Source organism: Fredinandcohnia onubensis (genome assembly GCF_002734215.1).
GTDB lineage: Bacteria > Bacillota > Bacilli > Bacillales > Bacillaceae_L > Ferdinandcohnia > Ferdinandcohnia onubensis.
Map to the genome: position 1 here is coordinate 110008 of NZ_NSEB01000007.1, position 20296 is coordinate 130303.

The 20296-nt window shown below is 38.2% G+C and carries 15 protein-coding genes; 1 reads left to right on the forward strand and 14 read right to left on the reverse strand.

What is annotated here, in order from left to right; translation table 11 throughout:
- Positions 1–71 precede the first annotated feature (71 nt).
- Positions 72–482: a VOC family protein gene (locus CKK03_RS09665; RefSeq protein WP_099362382.1), complete on the forward strand. Its 411-nt coding sequence runs from the start codon at positions 72–74 to the stop codon at positions 480–482.
- Positions 483–515: 33 nt separating this feature from the next.
- Here the strand turns inward: CKK03_RS09665 and CKK03_RS09670 are convergent, their stop codons facing one another.
- The 14 genes from CKK03_RS09670 to CKK03_RS09740 form a co-directional block, all read right to left on the reverse strand.
- On the reverse strand, positions 516–1055 hold the full coding sequence (locus tag CKK03_RS09670; protein WP_099362383.1) for a GNAT family N-acetyltransferase: 540 nt from the start codon (positions 1053–1055) through the stop codon (positions 516–518).
- Positions 1056–1193: 138 nt separating this feature from the next.
- The gene (locus CKK03_RS23985) at positions 1194–8216 is read right to left on the reverse strand and encodes a 5'-nucleotidase C-terminal domain-containing protein (RefSeq protein ID WP_245864080.1); all 7023 of its coding nucleotides are present in this window, start codon (positions 8214–8216) and stop codon (positions 1194–1196) included.
- 265 nt (positions 8217–8481) lie between these two features.
- The gene (locus CKK03_RS09685; protein WP_099362384.1) at positions 8482–9984 is read right to left on the reverse strand and encodes an acyl-CoA synthetase; all 1503 of its coding nucleotides are present in this window, start codon (positions 9982–9984) and stop codon (positions 8482–8484) included.
- A gap of 113 nt (positions 9985–10097) precedes the next feature.
- Positions 10098–10835, reverse strand: a complete 738-nt coding sequence (gene fabG / locus CKK03_RS09690) for a 3-oxoacyl-ACP reductase FabG (protein WP_099362385.1) — start codon at positions 10833–10835, stop codon at positions 10098–10100.
- Entirely contained in the window at positions 10832–11743 is a 912-nt protein-coding gene (gene phaZ, locus CKK03_RS09695; protein ID WP_099362386.1) for an intracellular short-chain-length polyhydroxyalkanoate depolymerase, read from the reverse strand. The genes fabG and phaZ overlap by 4 nt, the downstream gene beginning before the upstream one ends.
- The gene (locus tag CKK03_RS09700; protein WP_099362610.1) at positions 11725–12756 is read right to left on the reverse strand and encodes a 3-oxoacyl-ACP synthase; all 1032 of its coding nucleotides are present in this window, start codon (positions 12754–12756) and stop codon (positions 11725–11727) included. Before CKK03_RS09700 ends, phaZ begins: the two co-directional genes overlap by 19 nt.
- A gap of 12 nt (positions 12757–12768) precedes the next feature.
- Positions 12769–12948: a hypothetical protein gene (locus tag CKK03_RS09705; protein ID WP_099362387.1), complete on the reverse strand. Its 180-nt coding sequence runs from the start codon at positions 12946–12948 to the stop codon at positions 12769–12771.
- 12 nt (positions 12949–12960) lie between these two features.
- A complete protein-coding gene (locus CKK03_RS09710; RefSeq protein ID WP_099362388.1) occupies positions 12961–13968 on the reverse strand; it encodes a branched-chain amino acid ABC transporter permease in 1008 nt (335 codons plus the stop codon).
- A gap of 4 nt (positions 13969–13972) precedes the next feature.
- On the reverse strand, positions 13973–14833 hold the full coding sequence (locus CKK03_RS09715) for a branched-chain amino acid ABC transporter permease (RefSeq protein ID WP_099362389.1): 861 nt from the start codon (positions 14831–14833) through the stop codon (positions 13973–13975).
- Positions 14834–14864: 31 nt separating this feature from the next.
- Positions 14865–15572 carry an ABC transporter ATP-binding protein gene (locus CKK03_RS09720; protein WP_099362390.1) on the reverse strand — a complete coding sequence of 236 codons (708 nt, stop codon included), beginning with the start codon at positions 15570–15572 and terminating at the stop codon, positions 14865–14867.
- The gene (locus CKK03_RS09725) at positions 15556–16323 is read right to left on the reverse strand and encodes an ABC transporter ATP-binding protein (RefSeq protein ID WP_099362391.1); all 768 of its coding nucleotides are present in this window, start codon (positions 16321–16323) and stop codon (positions 15556–15558) included. Before CKK03_RS09725 ends, CKK03_RS09720 begins: the two co-directional genes overlap by 17 nt.
- Positions 16324–16389: 66 nt before the next feature.
- Positions 16390–17643 carry a substrate-binding domain-containing protein gene (locus tag CKK03_RS09730; protein WP_099362392.1) on the reverse strand — a complete coding sequence of 418 codons (1254 nt, stop codon included), beginning with the start codon at positions 17641–17643 and terminating at the stop codon, positions 16390–16392.
- 98 nt (positions 17644–17741) lie between these two features.
- On the reverse strand, positions 17742–18746 hold the full coding sequence (locus tag CKK03_RS09735; protein WP_099362611.1) for a 3-oxoacyl-ACP synthase: 1005 nt from the start codon (positions 18744–18746) through the stop codon (positions 17742–17744).
- Positions 18747–18810: 64 nt separating this feature from the next.
- On the reverse strand, positions 18811–20292 hold the full coding sequence (locus tag CKK03_RS09740; RefSeq protein ID WP_099362393.1) for an o-succinylbenzoate--CoA ligase: 1482 nt from the start codon (positions 20290–20292) through the stop codon (positions 18811–18813).
- Positions 20293–20296 lie beyond the last annotated feature (4 nt).

Genomic DNA, 20296 nt, shown 5'->3' on the forward strand with positions numbered 1-20296 from the left:
ATGATATCTTTAGTAAATAGAAATCATAGTGTAGGGCAACTTACTGATTATAAAAAAGGAGTGTTTTGTGAATGAAAGGACAAGCGACACCTTATTTAATGTTTAATGGGAATGCGAAAGAAGCCTTGGAATATTATCAGGAAATATTTGAGGGTGAAATATTGGATGTTCAAACATATGCTCAGGCAGGTTATGAAACTCAGGACTGGGCTAATAACCGACTTATTCATGGTAAATTCAAAAAGAACGAATTCTTACTAATGGTATCAGATGACTCTCCCGACCAAAGTGTAACCTTTGGAAACAATATCTCTTTAGTTATAGAATTTGAAGGTGAAGAGGAAATTACGAAAACTTATAATGACCTAAAGCAAAAAGGCACTGTGTTCATGGAATTACAGGATACATTTTGGGGTGCAAAATATGCAAAAGTAAAGGACCAATTCGGGATCATTTGGGACTTAAACTATGAAATGAAGTAAATGAAATTCCCCTAGCACCTAGGGGAATTGTTTTTATTTCTTCCATTCATGTTTTAGCAGACCATAAAAGTACATATCAAATCGCTTCCCGTCACGTTCTAGAAATTCTCTTGAGGTGCCTTCTCTAACAAATCCTAACTTTTCATACAATGCGATGGCCCGCTCATTGTACTGAAAAACGGATAATTGGATTCTATGAAGATTTAATTCTTGGAAAGCAAAATCCAACACGAGCTGCATGGCTTCGTATCCAAGCCCTCGATTACGGTTTCCTTCTCCACCTATTGCAATTGCTAGCCATGCATTTCGATGCGGCCAAATAATACTGTCAATGTCCACAAATCCAACTAATTTATCAGTCTCCAATTCTTTAATGCCAAATACAAACTCTTTCTCGTTTTTCTGCTCAACCCACTCTTTAAAAGCTGAAGGATGTTTAGGAAAGGATGGTAAAGTGTCTAGATTTCTAAGAAACTCTTGATCCTCATACCAACTTACAATGGACGGAACATCTTCTTCTTTAATTCTAACAAGCTGGACTTTTTTTCCTCTTAACAAATTGTACGTAATCATCGAATTACTCCCTTATTTTTACTATGAGAGTAATTCAACATTTTTGGTAAAAATCCTTTAGAAATTTTTTTCAGGTCATATAAAAAACGAGAGAAAAACACTACGTTTTTCTCTCGTTACTAGCTTTTTGATAGTCTATTAAGCTGTTTTTCTCCTGTTTACATAGAGGAGACCAACAGCTACTAGGATTAGCGAAAGTCCAATCACTAACATGTTAGCCATATTCGTAGCTGTTATAGGAAGTTTTTTCCCTCCATTAGAATTCTTCGAGTCAGAGTCTTTTACAGTTGAGTCATTTGTATCAGAATCTTTCACTTCAGAACCTGGAATTTCCTTAGTCTCTTCAACTTCTAACACACCAAATGTACTAAAGTGATCGGTAGTAGCAGTAATTTTGCCATCTTTGTATTCGCCACCGACCAATTCCCATTCCTTACTTTGTGGATTCCAATAGAAAACCTTCACTTTTTTCGGATCATCCACTGTTTTAGGGTCAATCGAAAAAGTCATTGTGACTTTTTCGTTAAACTTGTGATAGCCCTTGCCCTCAGATTTGATTGTAAAATCATAGGCAACTAAAGCATCCTTACGATTGTCCTTCTGTACTTTAATTTCCGTTTCACTATCAGGTAAGATAGATGAAGGAATTTGAAGGTCAACCACGCCATTTGAGATGATTAAAGTTGCATTTGCTGCTTTAAGTTTCGCAATGGCTTCAGGGCTCAATGATACAAAAATTGTATTTTTCTTTTCAGGAACTTCAACTCTGACAATAGCACCATCTTTTAGATCACCTAAATCATCTGCAGATACTACATATTTGTTTCCTTTTTCGACTTCTGGAGTAACAACAATAATTTGCGGTTCCTCCTCGCCAGGTGTTGGTTGCTCCTCGCCTGGAGTTTCCGTAACATCAACGATTCTATCTTCAGTTTCAGTTGGGATTCCCTCACTACCAAGACTTACTAAGTGATCACGGAAGTTTTCCCAATCCGAAAGTCCTAAATCTGTTACACGGCCTTCTTCGTAGGCTTTTGCAAATACATCATAGCCGTCTCCACCTTTAGCAGTGAAAGCATTTGTAGCAATAATATAGGTAGCATTATCATCAACAGCTACTAGATTTCCATTAGCATCTTCGATATAAACTGCAACTACACGTTCGCCCGCTGGTTTCGTAGAATCGAATTCTACCTTGCCTCCTGCAACATGTAGGAAACCACCATTCTCACCCGGATACTTGCTAACAGAAATTTCAAACGCTTCTTTCAGCTCAGCACCTGTTAATTCCATCGTAGCTAACGTGTTACCAAATGGAAGAACTGTGATTACTTCACCGACTGTGATTGGGCCTTCATTAATTGCTGCACGAATGCCACCGCCATTTTGTAATGCCATCACTACATTTTCACCAGTAAATTCTTTTGCTTTTTTAAGCATTCCATCTGTAATTAAGTTTCCTAAGATTGTTTCGTTTTTACGTACACTTGGTTTTGTATTATCACCATTTGTACGTGGGTTTGCTAATTCTATAGGAGTGGATACTCCGATTTCCTCTTGTGCTACTTTGTCAACCTGGGCTTTGTACGGTGCTAAAACTTCTGCTGCTTCAGGGTCAGCCTCTTGATCACCGATTGAAATTAATTCACCAGCATGTTCAATCACTACACCTTTTTCATCGAATACTACATCTAGCACACCTAGGTTGCTATTCGCATTACCTGTTTGAACGATTACTGTAGGTGTTGCATCTTTTGCAACAACGGATGGCACATCCAATGCTGTATGACTATGTCCACCTACAATAACATCAATGCCTTCTACTTGTTCAGCTAGGATTAAGTCGTTATCAACCGCAGCATTATCATCATAACCAATATGTGTTAATGCGATAATTTTGTTGACACCTTTTGCTTCAAAAGCTTCAACAGCTTTTGCAGCTTCTTGTAGATAGTTTTCAAATGCTATTGAACCTGGGCTTGAAATGTCAGCAGTTTCTTCTGTTGTTAAACCGAAGATACCGACTTTCTCACCGTTAACCTCTTTGATGATCCCATTGTAAATTTGTCCGTTATCAATTTCAGATGCGATAGAATCATTGAAAATTCCATCAAATTTAGCATCCTTCGAGAAATCAACATTGGCACTGACAAATGGGAACTTAGCTCCCTTGATAAATTCAACTAATTTTTGATGTCCTTCAGATGAAGAACCTAAGTCAAATTCATGGTTACCAAAGGTCATTGCATCGAAGCCCATTAAATTCATCATGGCTAAATCTGCTTTTCCAAGGAACTCATTAAAATACAGTGTTCCTGTAAATGCATCTCCTGCATGAAGAAGTAGTGCATTCGGATCTTTCGCTCTTTCATCTTTCACTGCCGTTACCGTTTTAGGCATCTTATCTAAGGCAGCATGCGTATCGTTTGTATGCAGTACCGTTAAGTTAAATTGACCTTCCACATCAACGATTCTACCTTCAACCTCAGTTGGAATTCCCTCGCTTCCAAGACTTACTAAATGGTCACGGAAGTTTTCCCAATCAGAAAGACCTAAGTCTGTTACACGGCCTTCTTCGTAGGCTTTTGCAAATACGTCATAGCCGTCTCCACCTTTAGCTGTGAAGGCGTTAGTTGCGATAGTATACATCTTCTCATCTTGTACTTCGATATACTCACCATCTTCGTTCAGGTAAGATACGGATACCACGCGTTCATGTTCTGGTTTAGTCGAGTCAAATTTAACTTTACCGCCAGCAAGATGTAAAAATCCACCATTTTCTCCAGGGTACTTGCTTACGGAGATTTCAAATGCCTCTTTCAATTCAGCACCAGTAATATCCATTGTTGCTAACGTGTTACCAAATGGAAGAACTGTAATTACTTCACCAGTTGTAATTGGGCCAGCATCGATAGCAGCACGGATACCACCGCCGTTTTGTAAAGCCATTATCACGTCTTTACCTGTGAATGATTTTGCTTTTTCAAGCATACCGTCTGTAATTAAGTTCCCAAGAATCGTTTCGTTTCTACGTACGCTTGGTTTTGTATCATCACCACTTGTACGTGGGTTTTCTAATTCAATAGGAGTTGAAACTCCGATTTCTGTATTAGCCACTTCTTCAACTTTTGCCTTGAATGGTGCTAATACGGACTGAGCTTCTTCATCAGGAACTTGTCCTTTAATCTCAATTAATTTACCATCATGTGTCTCTACGACACCATTTTCGTCGAATTCAACATTAAGAACACCTAAGTTGCTGTTTGCATTACCTGTTTGAACGATTACAGTTGGTGTTGCATCTTTTGCAACAACGACTGGTTCAGCCAATACTGTATGGCTATGTCCACCAACAATAACGTCAATTCCTTCCACTTGTTCAGCAAGAATTAGATCGTTATCAACCGCAGCATTATCGTCATAACCAATATGAGTTAATGCAATAATTTTGTTAACATTTTGTGCTTCAAAAGCTTCTACAGCTTTTCTTGCTTCATTAAGGTAGTTTTCGAATTCAATCGAACCTGGGCTTGAAATGTCAGTTGTTTCTTCTGTTGTTAAACCGAAGATACCCACTTTCTCACCGTTTACTTCTTTGATGACTCCATTGTAAATTTGTCCATTTTCAATATCAGATGCAATAGAATCATTGAAAATCCCATCAAATTTAGCATCCTTCGAGAAATCAACATTGGCACTTACAAATGGGAATTGTGCACTTTGGATAAATTCGACTAATTTTTGATGTCCTTCACTTGAAGAACCTAAGTCAAATTCATGGTTACCAAAGGTCATTGCATCGAAGCCCATTAAATTCATCATGGCTAAATCTGCTTTTCCAAGAAACTCATTAAAATACAGTGTCCCTGTAAAAGCATCTCCTGCATGAAGAAGTAGAGAATCAGGATTTTCTGCTCTTACTTCCTTCACTGCAGTTACCGTTTTTGGCATGTTGTCTAAGGAAGCATGAGTATCATTTGTGTGCATGATTGTTAAGTCATAATTAACTTTTAGGTCAACTTGAACCATAACCGGGTCATGGTCACTCGCACGCCCCGCCATATCTGTAAAGTCTGCATTAATGTGTAAAATATCAATTTCAGTTCCAGGTACTAAGTTATTTGATACCACAATGTGATCTAAAACTTGTGAGTTACCTTGGAACAAATATGTGTAACGATCACTTTGTTCAACATGGTTAATCATGTTGGTCATTAAGTCGCCTTCATGGATTTTAAGGGACTCAGCGAACTGGTAATCGTTAAAATCACCAACTGATACAACATTTGCATCAGGGTTATCAACTTTTATTTCTTCGATAAAGTCATAAACAATATTTGCAATTTGTTTACGTTGAACTTCACTACCATATACCGGCGGTTGTGTTGAACCGAATAATGGAGTGTCTCCAGATTTGGAGTTCCAGTGGTTAACAATAACCACTACCTCTTCACCTTTGAAGGTAAATTGTGCTGCTAAAGGTTTACGGCTGTTATCAAATGCTGCATTTGTAGGATCAATTCGTCCAGGGTTACGTGTCAATTTACCATCTTCATAACCAACAGCTGTTGTTGCATCACCAGCCGGAATGTCTTCTGGTAAAGAAACACGTTCTGGATTATATAAGAATCCAACACGGATGTTTGCATTTGGTGCTCCACCATCTTGGTTATTAACAGGATCAATATTTAAATATTGATATTCAGGACCACCCGCAGCAACAATTGCTTGAATCAAACGTTCATAACTTTCGTTAGCGGCTGAATCTCCAGCACTTTGTCCATTGTTATCTTGAACCTCAGTTACCCCGATGATGTCAGGACTCTTCATGTCTTGAACAAAAGCTCTAGCCAATTTTTGAGCTTTATCGGCTGATGTTTCTTTCGTATTATTTGAGAAGTTTTCTAGATTGTAAGAAGCAATTGTTAGTTTATCTTCTTCTTTAACAATCGTTGTTGTCTCAGGTTCTGCATTACCCTTAACATGGTTTGATTGCATGTCTTCTAAATCAACATAAATCTTATAGTTTTGGAAGCCATAGTTTACTACACCTGTGATTGGTCCAGTAAATTTGTCTCCTGTTGCTACCTCGAAATCTCTAGCTGCATTGTTATCGTACATTTTAAACTGGATACGATCCGGATTCGCATTGTCTTCAGTTAGTAATACTCCACCATGAAGGGTATCCGTTTTTCTGTTTTCTAGAACCGTAATCAAATCTCCGTGCTCTTGAGGTGCAACAGCCTTAACTGTTCCAACTTCAACAAGCATTCCTTCTATACTTTCCCAGAAATCAATTGCATCTTCTTCTGGGTCAAACTCACCGAAACTATCATTATCAATAACTTGATTTGGTAGGTTTTCACTCGTAATTTCTACTGGAGTAGGAAGTTCTGCATTGTTTTCAATAACATTTACTAAACCGCCCTGGTCATCACGTGCATTAATTTGTGTAACGGATAAATCTGTCTCTTTTTTTGTGTCATAGTACCCATCGATATAATACTCGTCGACTGTACCAGTTACACTTACTAGATTACCAACTTCCACATTTGCTTGGTTTCCTGTATAAACAACGATCCCTTCAGATGTCTTAGGATTGTTATCCTTTTTGTCATCTGGAGTTTGCATATGGAAGTAGTTACCACTACCTATTTTGTAGGTATATGTTACAATACCCTCAACATTTTCAACTTTTACACCATTTAATGCAGATTCATGAGATTCTCCTTGAATATCATGGATATTGATTTCTTCAGCATCGTATACTGTATAAGTAAATTCTTTTATGTCACTAGTTGTAAAACCATCTTTTACAGCAATGGCTTTAATGGTTACATCTTCATCAACTGTAATTGGTTCACTATATTTTTGACCATTTTCTACTGTTGGTTCAGTACCATCTGTTGTAAAGTAAATCTCTGCATCCGCAGTTGAAGTAGATAACGTTACTTGAGTACCCGCAGGAATTGTACCTGATGGTTGAGATGCTCTAACTGGTTGAACTTTTGAAGCATCTTCTACAATATCAGCTTGTCCACGTGGGATGATTTGCCAATCACTATTAAATTGTTGAACAATTCCAGTGATCGAATCATATGTATTCCCTTGAGTTAATCCTAAGTTATTATTTTCATCGCGAACAATAAATTCGTTCCCGGTTTCATCTACAGCTTTATAGTTTGAAGGATTTCCGGAAACTGTTACATTTTTAACAGTAACTAGTTCTGATTCATTTGCTTCATTTATATCAGCGCCTGTCACAATAGCTGGTTCTGGTACACCAATTTGAGTAGCTTCTCCTACAAGACTTGCATTATTAAGTTGTAAAAGACCATTATAATCACCTAATGTTCCAGTAACAGTAATTTCATCACCCAATTCGACAGCTAGTGAAGTGGGTCTAACAGCAATTCCAGCTGTTTCGTCTTGAATATGGATTGTATTTTTTAATTTTGCTGTCACTGTACCTTTAACAGATACTGACCCATTACCTTGGGTGCGAGCTTCAGCAATTGTGATTACAGTTGGTTGCTCTGGTTCTGGGTCTACATTTCCTTCACCTTTGTGAGAACCTAAAAATGAAAATGTATCCTGGGGATGGTTGTCCCATTCGATAGAAGGATCAAAAGCATCATCATGCACTTTATCCCCAGTGAGGATTGAGTCTTTTCTTACCAGAGTTTGTTCAGAAGTCACTCCGCCCCAATTAGTACCAGGGTCATGTCCTACTTGTCCAAATGAATCAATAATTTCACCATTCTTCTTTAAAACAAGTGAGTCATCTCCATTGAAATTTGCGACACTATGTTTTATATCTGTAACTGCTAATATTTCAGGACCTGCACTAGAATTTGCAATTACATAGACATCGCCACTCATAAGAGTTCCTGCTAGTTTTAAAGTTGTACCAGCTGCACTGGCTCCATTTGAATATAGTTCTAGTGTGTATGTTGATAAGTCAACATCAGCACCAGTCCCATTATAAATCTCAATTGCTTTGTTAAAACCACTACCTTCGATATATTCAGAAATAAATAAATCTTCGGCAGTTACTTCTGCTGCATTAGCAGCAGGTACAAAATTTAATAGAGTAGTAGGCACTATTAAACTAAAAACGAATAATAACGACAGTAGTTTTCTTACTATGCCTTTTTTCACAGTTTTCTCCCCTCACTTAGTAAATTAGTAGAATATGGTACGCCTACAGAATACTGGGAAAGGGGTATTTGGTCAATAAAATTTACGAAAATTAAACAAAAGTATTACAAAATATTAGTATAATACACGAACAATAGGTAAATAGTCATAGTCTAATGTTAATATTTTTTCTTTAGATAAGCACACAACACAAAAAACGACTACAAATGAAAAAAGTAGCCGTTTTTTTTACCATATAAAATGTAAACTCAAAATTTGTTTTACCTTAACCAACTAAATTTTCATATGTTTTTTGCAAATGGCTTTTATCAATCTTTCCCACATGTGTTTTAGGGATCTCCTCCACAAAGATAAACTCTTTTGGTACCTTATATTTGCCTATCTTTTCTTGACAGAACTCTATTAATTCATTTTTTGAAACCTGTTGGTCTGGCATTAAAGAGACCACAGCAATCACCATCTCTCCCCATTTTTGATGAGGTACACCAATAACAGCAACCTCATTAATAGCAGGATGCTTGCTAATGCATTGTTCAACCTCAAGTGGGTACACATTCTCTCCACCTGTGATAATCATTTCTTTCTTACGCCCCACAATATAGTGATAGCCTTCTTCATCACATCTCGCTAAATCCCCTGTGTGCAACCACCCATCTTTGTACACTTCCTTTGTTGCATCCGGATTATTCCAATAATGATGGAATACATGCTTTCCACGAATCAATAGCTCTCCAACTTCACCAGCCTTTGCACCATGTCCTTCAGCTGTCATAATCTTCACTTCATTAAAAAACATGGCCTTTCCAACTGACCCTCTTCGAAACCTTGATATTTTCGGATCAATAAAGAAATTATTTGGCCCCGCCTCTGTTAGACCATAACCTTCTTTAAACGATAATCCCTTTTCTTCAAAGGCCTGATAAATTTCGAGTGGGCAAGGCGCTCCCCCAGATAGAAAGGTATGCATGGTTGGAAATGTCATATTTTTGAAGGATGGGGTGTTAACCATCATATGGTACATCGTTGGAACGAGTAAAACGATTGTACATCCTTCTTGATTAATAAGTTGAATGGCACGTTTAGGCTCAAAGTTTTTTGCTATTACAACCTTGCCCCCCATCATTAAAATAGGAATGGATAACGCATTAAGACCTCCAGTATGGAACATCGGCATATAGGTTAATGTCACATCTTCTGCTGACAAATTCCAGCTCACAATAGTATTTAACCCATTCCACAAAATAGATTGATGAGATAGGACAACTCCTTTCGGTTTTCCTGTTGTTCCACCTGTATAAATGATCGCCAATGGATCTTCTTCTAGAATGCACTCCTCTGGTTCAAATGTGGTACTTACTACATTGACAATCCGATGATATTCATCAGAATCAACTTTTAAGATTTCCCTAGATGCATTCCCCTGCAATAAAGCCTCAAATTGGCTTGAAAATGCAACCAGTTTTGGTGACGAATTTGAAATTATATAATCGATTTCTTCACTCGATAAGCGCCAATTTAACGGCACAAAGATTGCCCCAATTTTTCCACATGCAAATAGCAAATCGAAATAACTAACATCATTCGGAGATATTAGTGCTACACGATCTCCCTTCTTAATGCCAATTGTTTTTAAAAAACAAGCGATACTTTCCGCACGTTTGTTCAGTTCCTGAAAGGTATATCGGCTGCCAGTTTCTCCATCCACGACAGCAATCGAATCAGGTGATAGTCGAGCCCGATTTGCAATCCAATCCAGTTCCCACCTCACAACTATCTCTCCTTACGTCTTCTTAATTCTACTCTTACTATAGAAGACAGGAGTTACATGGTAGTTACATGAGTGAAGTTATGAAAAAAAGAGTGGGGCTCCCACTCTTTTCGTTACATCATAATCCCACCATCAACATGCAAGGTTGTTCCGTTCACATAATCGGCTTCATCGGAGGATAAAAATAAATACGCATTGGCGATATCCGATGGTTTCCCTAGTTTTTGAAGTGGAATCATTTGCTTTAATTGATTGATAACTTTTTCAGGCACGGTTGCAACCATTCCTGTTTCAATAAATCCTGGTACAACTGCATTGACGTTGATTCCTTTTCTGCCGAGCTCTTTTGCCCATGTTTTCGTCATCCCGACCACTGCAGCCTTAGATGCTGCATAATTTGTTTGCCCAACATTTCCATATACCCCCGTTACAGAAGAGGTACTAACAATTTTTCCTTTACCATTTGCAATAAGATGTGGAACCACTGCTTGTGTACAATTGAAAACGCCTGTTAAATTCACATCAATAACCTTTTGAAAGTCCTCCTGAGAAAGCTTTGTCAGCATCGCATCACGAGTAATTCCGGCATTGTTTATTAAAATATCAATCTTTCCAAATCGCTCCATTACTGCAGCAACCATTTGGTCGACACTGTTTCTATCTGCAACATCTACTTGAAAGAACTCAACATCTGCACCTTGTTCTTTTAATTCCTCTGCTCTCTTTGCACCTGTTGTGTCATAGTCTGTTAACGCAACCTTTGCACCTTCTCGGACAAACGTGATAGCAGCCTCTAGCCCAAGTCCGTTAGCTGCTCCTGTGATAATAGCTACCTTGTCTTTTAATCTCATTTTGCAGGCTCCTCTTGCTTCATAAATTTATGCATTTCACTTAACAATAAGTCTAGATTATCGATTAACGGTGAGTGGCCACAATCCTCAAGTTCAACAAATGTGGCGTTATCCCCTAAATCCTCCATAATTTCCTTTGCCATATTTTCTAATACAACATAATCCCTGTCACCACGCATTACTAGCACTGGGATATTAATACGTTCTACCTGTCCTGTCCCCTCCGTTAAGCCATTGTGATGATGACTAATATTAAATGTATTTAATGAAAAATAAACTTCAGCAAGATTTCGCTGTGTTATCATATCCTCCAGATACTCATCATAATGAGCTTCTTCAGGTTGTCTTTTGGTGTAAATGGCAGCATTCCAAATTGCTTTTAATGTGTCTTTATCTCGATTGTTATAGGCGGTTTGGATTGGGATTGTGCGTGCTAAATCTTGATGAATGTCATCCATCGTCTTTAAACGATATGAAAAATCCATCTTCCCATCAGCACTTAAGCCAAAGAACGGAAACCCCCTCGTTGATGCTGATGCCAACAGTACTAACTTCGAGCAAAGTCTAGGATGGTCTGCGGCAAACTGCATTCCTACAGCACCACCAGTTGACCAACCAACCATTATAAAGTCTGACAAGCCTAATACGTCAACGAATAGCTTAATATCATCAGAAAAGTCCTTTATTGACTGAACTTTTTTGTGGTAAGTTGAAATACCAAAGCCTCTCATATCAACTGCATAGACTTTGTAATCGCTATCAAGATTTTCAATAACAACATCCCAGTGCTTTGATGAGGACATGTTCCCGTGAACAAGTAGTACAATTTTATCCCCACCCTCACGTTCCCGATATCCTAACGTTTCTCCATTTGCTAGATTGACAGTTTTCAGTTCGATTGCTGGCATGAACGATCCCCCCATTTTATTGCCGTGGCCCCCCACGCATATCCAATTCCTGCACTCACTAACACAACAAGATCTCCTTCTTTTATTTTACCTTTTTTTTCCGCAATTTCCAAAGAAAGAATTTGATCTATTTGACCGATATGCCCATATTCATTTAAATAGATTGATTGTTCCTCAGATAGGCCTAATTCCTTTAACACGTAATCATGGGCTGATTTCTTCATGTGGAGAATACCTAAATAATTAATATCTTTCTCTGTATATCCACTTTTTTCTACTGCCATTCGAATAACCTTAAGAAAGTTTTGCATGGACTTTTCTTCAAGACGTTGCTTCATCCCTTCTGGATCAAGGACATCCAGCATGTTTAATTTTTGCTCAAGTGCCTCTTTTGTGATTGGATTTTTTGTTCCCCCTGCTACCACAACAACGTCCTCGGAAAATGCACCATCGGTTATAATATGACTATCAAGGACGTGATTTTTTTGTACACCTCTTTGTAAAAGAATGGCACCTCCACCAGCTCCTAGATTATACATAAAGCGCGTTCTCGGATTCTCGTAATCAATGAAATCTACATTACGATAACCACCTGCAAGTAAAACCGTTTTAATAGAGTCATCCGACTTCATCATATTCTTAGCCACTTTTAAAGCCATGATTGTCGTACCACAGCGCATCGCAACGTCAAATCCCCAAGCATTAACCGCACCAAGCTCTTGTTGCATCTTAATCGCAGCTGTCCACAAGGGAAATTCCTTATGTTCTTCGCCGATATAAATGATTAAATCGATATCCAGTGGATCGATCTTTGCTTTGTTTATAGCTTCTCTTGCTGCTTTTATTCCCATTTCACACGTATGGTCATCAGGTCCGGGAATTGGCTTTTTCAATATGCCCAGTTTCTTTTCAACAATTTCCTTGGGTATCCCGCTCATTCGTGAAATGTCTTCTCCAGTTAGAAAATCATTTGGAATGTAAATTCCTGTACTTATAATTCCAACTGATTGCAAAGTCAATGTGAGTCACTCCTCTATTACACGTTTCATGTACTGAACAGCATCATCTAAATCTGTAACAACTACTTCATCTTCCCCTTGAACATGGCTTACCTTTATCCGCCATTGCTTTTTCATTGTCTCACTATCAACATGAATTAAGGCACAACGGACAACGAATGAAGTTATGGTTTGATTCTCATTCATGACCCTCTCTCCTTAGCCAGCTATTTTTTCTTTATCGACGTCTTTCGTTTTATTACTACCTCTTCTTTTATAAAACCACGACTTTACAGTTCCGACGATTCCCATTGGGAAGAACATAACGGCTAAAATATATAAAATGCCAAAGAAGATCATCCATCGTTCAAAAATCCAATGAACCTTTGCAAGTCCTGTTAGCCAATGGTGGGCAAATTCAATTAGTCCCGCTCCAATGATGGCCCCAACAAGCGTCCCTACTCCACCAATGATTGTCATGAGAAGAGCATCCAGTGTCACATCGAGCGCGAATACAGAAGTATTTACAAAACGTAGTGTAAGAACATACATCGAACCAGAAACACTTGCGATAACACCAGCTACAATACTTGCAATGATTTTATAATGAATCACATTGTAGCCTAGTGACTCTGTCCGTGGCTCATTTTCCCGGATAGCTTGGAGAACTCTCCCTAGTGGAGATTCTGTAAATCTCTTTAACACTAAAAAAACAACAATCATAAGGATCAATGTAATAAAATAAAGAGTCATCCGGTCTTTAAAGACATCAGGGATGCGAAAAGTAAATCCGTCATTCCCCCTTGTCAACGACCTCCATTTTTCTGCAGCTACTAAAAACAATCCTGAGAACGCCAACGTCAGCATCGCATAAAAGTGACTCTTTAACCGTAGTGAGAGTAAACCGACAACATAACTTAAAATGGCTGCCAGAATCATTCCAACAATAATCGATAGTAAAAATATAGGAACTGTTGGTTCAAAGCGATCTAAAAGAATTCCTGTCGAATAGGCACCTATTCCAAAAAACATGGCATGCCCGAATGAAACAATCCCTGTAAAACCTAGTAAGATATCATAGCTCATTGCAAAGACAGCAAAAATAAAAATTTGTGTAAATAAAATTAATATACTTCTAGTATCATTGATAAATGGATAGCATAGAAGGAACACAGCTGCTGCAATGTAGATAATATTAGCCTTTGAAGAACCAGTAAGAAGCTTCATTTCCTCACCCCTTTGCACCGAATAATCCTTGTGGTCTAAAAATTAATACAACAGCCATTAGAAGCATATTTACTGCTAGTGATAATTCTGGGACGTAGTAGGCCATGAAGGATCCCGATAACCCTACTAGGATTGCTGCAAACAGGGAGCCTGTAATACTTCCCATACCACCAATAACAACGACAATAAACGCGAGTATTGCAAATTCCATTCCCATCTCTGCATAAATTTGGCCGGAATATGGTCCTAGTAATACACCACCAAGTGCTGCCATAGCTGCACCTACCATAAAGACAAGCATAAAAATCCTTTTAATATTGATTCCAAGTGATTGAACCATTTCTTTGTTAATTACACCGGCACGAACAATTAATCCAATTTTTGTATTTTTAAGGATATAGTAAATGAGGAAGAAAACTAGAAATCCAACCAATATGATAAACAAGCGGTATTTGATTAAAATAACCCCGCCAAACTCCCAGCTCCCGCTTAAATATTCAGGGGTTTTCGCACTCAATTGGTTCGGTCCCCAAACGACCTTCAACATTTCAGAAAGAACGATCATAACCCCTAGCGTAATCAAAATTTGCTGAACATGATTTCCATATACAGGAGTAACAATGAATTTTTCCATAAGTAAACCTAAAATAAGGCCTGTAATCAGGGCAGTCATAATTCCGGCTACAAAGCTTCCAGTTTGCCCATATGACCAAACTCCTGCATATGCTCCCCAGGCAAACAAACCTCCATGTGCAAAGTTTAGGACATCCATAAGACCAAAAATCAAGGTTAACCCTGCCGCAAGTAGGAAAACTAACATACCTGTAGCAAGGCCGTTAATCGTTAAATTGATGATTGCTTCCACAAATTTTTCCTCCTTTCACCCATGAGTCCTACTACGCAATTCCTAAATATTGTTTACGGAGTTTTTCATTTTCTTTTAACTCCTTCATTTCACCACGATGTACGGTCCTTCCATCGTCAATAATGAAAAAGCGATCTCCGATCGTACTTGCCATGATAAAGTTTTGCTCCACGAGCACAATTGTCGTTTTTGACTTCATTTCTTGAATGGATTCCATTACTTTTTCAACAACAATTGGTGCTAGTCCCTTACTTGGTTCGTCAATGAGCAATAAGTCATTGTTATTGACATATGCTCTAGCAATTGAGAGCATTTGTTTTTGTCCACCACTGAGGTTTCCGCCCTTTCTTTTCCAGAACTTCTTCAAATCAGGAAACAGATTTAAAATATAATCTAGACGTTCCTTCGTTTCTTCGTTTTCCTTTTTGATTGCAACTTTCATATTTTCTTCTACAGTCAACTCTCCGAATATCCCTTGGTCCTCAGGGACATAGCCAATGCCTTTTGTGGCAATATGGTAGGTTGCTAGACCTGAAATGTTCTCACCATTAAATACGATTTTTCCTTTAGCCGGTGGATTAAGGCCCATAATCGATCTTAAGGTAGTTGTTTTGCCGGCACCATTTCTGCCTAATAGTACGGTAACCTCTCCTTTTTTAGCCTCAAATGAAACGCCTTGAAGTATATGAAATTGATCTATATAGGTTTCTATTCCCTCTACCTTAAGATGCAGTGTCATCGTACAAACCTCCTAAATACGCTGATTGAACTGTTTCATTGTTCATGATTTCTTCCGGTGTTCCATCAGCAAGCAATCTGCCGTTAAATAAGACCATCACACTATCAGAAAGATCAAGAATCATATCCATTTTGTGTTCAATCAAAATGATGGTACGATTCCCTTCCTCCTTAATTTTCTTGATGACCTCAAGAATTGCAGGAACCTCCTCAAGTGACATTCCAGCAGTTGGCTCATCAAGTAACAGAACCTCAGTCTCCAATGCCAACAACATGGCTATTTCTAACTTGCGTTTTTCACCATGTGCAAGGTTTTTAGCGATTGCATCGGCTTTATTATCAAGAAGAACAAGCGATAAAATCTGTAATGCCTTTTCTTCGAATTGTCGATATTTACGAAAATGCTTAAACATTTGGTAGCGAACACCAGATTCCGATTGAACGGCTAATCGTACGTTTTCTAATACCGTCAGATTTGGAAAAACATTTGTTATTTGAAAGGATCGACCGATTCCTTTACGTGTACGTGCTGTTGGAGATAATTTTGTAATATCTTCTCCTTGTAAGAATACTTGGCCAGCAGTCGGTGTAAGCTGACCACTTAATAAATTGAAAAAAGTTGTTTTGCCTGCACCATTGGGGCCAATAATTGATTTGAAGTGGTTCGGAGGAACTGAAAAATTCACATTATCAACAGCTACATGCCCTCCAAAAGCGATTGTCAGGTCTTTCGTTTCAATAATATTCATCACGAATGTTCACCTCTTTTTTCTAAAAGTAAGCTTCGGTAGTAATCCTACCGAAGCTTATAGTTCAAATTAGTTACGAACTGGTGGAGCTGTTTCCTCTGGGCTTAACTCTCTTATTAAGACTGGAACTGGATAATCTACACCATCAACCTTTTCCAGGCGAATCGCATATAAAGTTTGAAGAGCTTGGTGATCTTCTTCACGGAATGTCATTTTTCCTTTCGGTGTATCAAAGCTCATTCCTTCCATTGCTTCGATTAGCTTATCTGCATTCGTGTCGCCATCTGTCTTCTTAATCGCTTCCACAATTGCTAACGCAGCCGTCATTCCTCCTGGAGTAAATAAGTCAGGAACCTCACCATTGAACTTTTCTTTGTGTTTTTCTACTAACCAATCGTTAATCTCATTCTTTGGAAGCTGATGATAGTAAACGGTGAATCCTTCCATTCCAACTAATGCTTCCATTGTTGCAAGTGCTGGGATATCTGGAGCACCTGTGGAAATTTTAATACCATTTTCTTGGACCTTCATATCTGCGATTTGGTTCCAAGGTGAATTTGCACCTGCCCACACAACAAATAAATAATCAGGTTTTGCTTCAATAATCTTTTGAATATTTGAAGTAAAGTCAGTTGCTGCAGGATCTGCATATTCTTCATGGATAATCTCAGCACCTAAATCTTCAGCGGCTTCCTTAAAGGCTGCAACTCCATCTCGACCGAAAGCATAATCTGGTGCAAGGGTTGCAATTTTAACCCCTTCTTTTGCAATTGCTGCCGCACCTGCAACCGCATCCTGTGATGAATTACGTGCAGTTCTAAATATATACTCATTCCAATCTGCACCTGTAATACTGTCTGCTGCAGCTGGTTCAACAATCATAATCTTTTCATATTCTTCAGCTAATGGAAGAACTGCTAATGTATCTGCTGAACTTGATGATCCAACTAAGAAGTCAACTCCGTCTTCTTCAATTAATTTTGTTGCTTTTTGAATGGCAACTTCTGGTTTTGTCTCTGTATCCTCTACAAAGAATTCGATTTTTTGACCATTTACTTCCATCGTCCCGTCTGTAGCGTACTCGAGGCCGAGTTCAAATCCTTGTGTTGATTGCTTGCCGTAGGATTCAAGCCCACCACTTAGTGAAGCAAGCACACCAATTTTAATTGGATCCTTTGATTCTTCTGCTGGTTTGTCTGAATCACCTGAACTTGGATTCTCTTCTTCTGTAGTTGATGATCCTGAGCTACATGCTGCAGCAATTACCATTAGCATGGCAAGCATGCTTAAAAAAAGCATTTTACGAAATGAGAACTTCTTCATTTTTCCTTCCCCCTTATGTTCGTTGAAACTGTGAAACCTTTGCATTCATCGTACTTGAGGATAGTTACAACTGAGTTACAAAATCAATTTAGAATTTTTCAGACACCCTTCCATTGAATAACAGTAGCAGCCCATGTATAACCCGTTCCGGCACTTACTGCAACCGCAATGTCCCCTTCAGATAATTTACCTTGCTCTTTAGCAAAATGAAGTCCAATACACGGGTCTAGTGCTGACATATGTCCATGATGATCTAAATAAATTGTATTCTCTTCTGGTATTTGTAATGTTTGAAGTAGTTCTCTAAACATGGAGCGTTTCGTATGGAGTGGTAGAAGAACTTTAACATCTTGAGGTGAATAGCCGCTTTTCTGCAATGAATTTCGAATCACTTTTTCGAAATTGGGAATGGATACAGGGTCAAGTCTCTCCTTCATGCTGGATGGATCATGTACATCGATATAATGTTGCCTATTTACTACGGTTTCAATGCTTGGAAAAAGCTTAGAACCTCCAGCAGGTACCCGAACATCCTCATAAAATGAACCATCGGTGATTATCGAGCTTTCCAGAATTTCACTTAAAGTGGAATTTTTCTTAACGAGTACAGCTGCCCCACCATCACCAAAATTAAACATAAACCTGGAACGGGGGTTTTCGTAATCAATGATTTGTGATTCCTTACAACCTCCCACTAGTAAAATATTTTCTATAGTTTTATCAGATGTAAGCATATCCTTTGCCACTTTTAAAGCAATTGGAAAACAAGAGCTCACATTCATTAATTCAAATGCATATGCGTTTTTCGTTCCTAATTCAAATTGAAGCTTTGGAGCACATGACCAGACTAAATAATCCTTATGTGGACTACCAAAATAGATAACAACATCAATTGATAATGGATCTATTTTAGAAAGTAGTTGCTTTGCAGCCTCAATTCCAAGGTCAGTAGCCTGCATTGTATCGTCGGACACATGCTTTTGATACAACCCGAATTTCTCAATGATAACCTGTTCAGGAATTCCGGTTTTTTTACACAATTCCTCTGCTGTTTCAATTCCTTTTGGAAAATATACACTTGTCGCTTCAATTCCAACATTTATCATACTAATCCCCCTTCTGATGGAGCCATCTTAAATGCTGCCCCAGTGAATACAAGTTCCTTTTTTATGAATTAACTAGCTGGTTCTTCTGAATTTTCCCTGTCGCATTCCTTGGTAGTTTTTCGATAAACTCTATTTTTTGGGGAATCTTGTATCTTGCCAAAAATAGTTTGCAATATTCGATAATTTCCTCTTCAGTTAGTAAACTCTCTTTCTTTTTTACAACAAAGGCTACTGGAGTTTCTCCCCATTTCGCATCAACAACTCCTACCACTGCTACCTCTACAACATCTGCTAACTGACCAATTATTTGTTCAAGTTCCAATGGGTAAATGTTTTCTCCACCGGAAATAATCATTTCTTTTTTCCTTCCTACTATATACAAAAATCCCTCTTCATCAACCCTTGCCAAATCTCCTGTATATAGCCATCCATCCTGAAGGGCTTCAGCTGTTGCTACTGGTTTATTCCAGTATTCTTTCATTACATTTGGACCACGGACAATGAGTTCTCCAATGTCTCCCCTTTTAACAATATCCCCCTCTGAATCTATTAATTTATAATCACAAAACATAACAGGCTTTCCAATAGACCCGATCTTCCGTTTAGCATCCTCTTTAGAAAGCATAAATAATGTTGGTGATGTTTCAGTCATCCCAAATCCCTGACCAAACAATAACCCCTTTTCAAAAAAGGCCTGAATTAGTTCATGAGGACATGGTGCACCACCGTTATAAAACCATCGTACAGATTGCAAATTGGTCTTTTCAAATGAAGGACTATGCAAAATGGCCTGATGAATTGTAGGAACACCCATTACAATTGTCACTTGATGCTGCTCAATCATCAATAATGCCTTCTCCGAATCAAATTTCCCCTCAGGTAAAATTATGGTCCCACCAGTAAAGAGTGTCGGAAATGCAAATAAACCAATTCCACCAATATGAAAAAGTGGAAGTAACACAAGTGAACGGTCATTTGATGTGATATCGATTGCAGTACAATTATTGATGGCATTCCAAAACATATTATCCTGTGTTATAACCGCTCCCTTAGGCTTACCGGTTGTTCCCGAAGTATAACAAATAAGAAAGGGAGCGCTTTCATTAATCATTAAAGAAAGGTCTTTATTTCTATCTTCGAGATTCCTTACGCTTTCAATAGTAATTATTTCTTTCAATTTACTTTTCTTCTGTAACGAAATAGCTGTACTTTTAAAGTTATTTTCTAAAAATAGAACCTCTGTCCCACTATCATTTAATTGGTACAAAAGCTCATTTTCCGTTAAACGAATGTTAAGAGGGACAGCGATACATTCTAGTTTTGCTATTGCAAATAATAAAACAATATATTCATATCTATTATGGGATAAAATCGCAATGCGTTCTCCTGCCTTTATAGATAAATCTTGTCTTAAGAAAGTAGCTAACTTGTCTACATCTTGTTTCAAAGCTTTATAGGAGATCTGTTCTTTTTCTGTAATTATGGCTATACGCTCTGGATGTAATTCTGCTCTTTTATCAATCCAAAAAGCAATACCTTGCATAAAG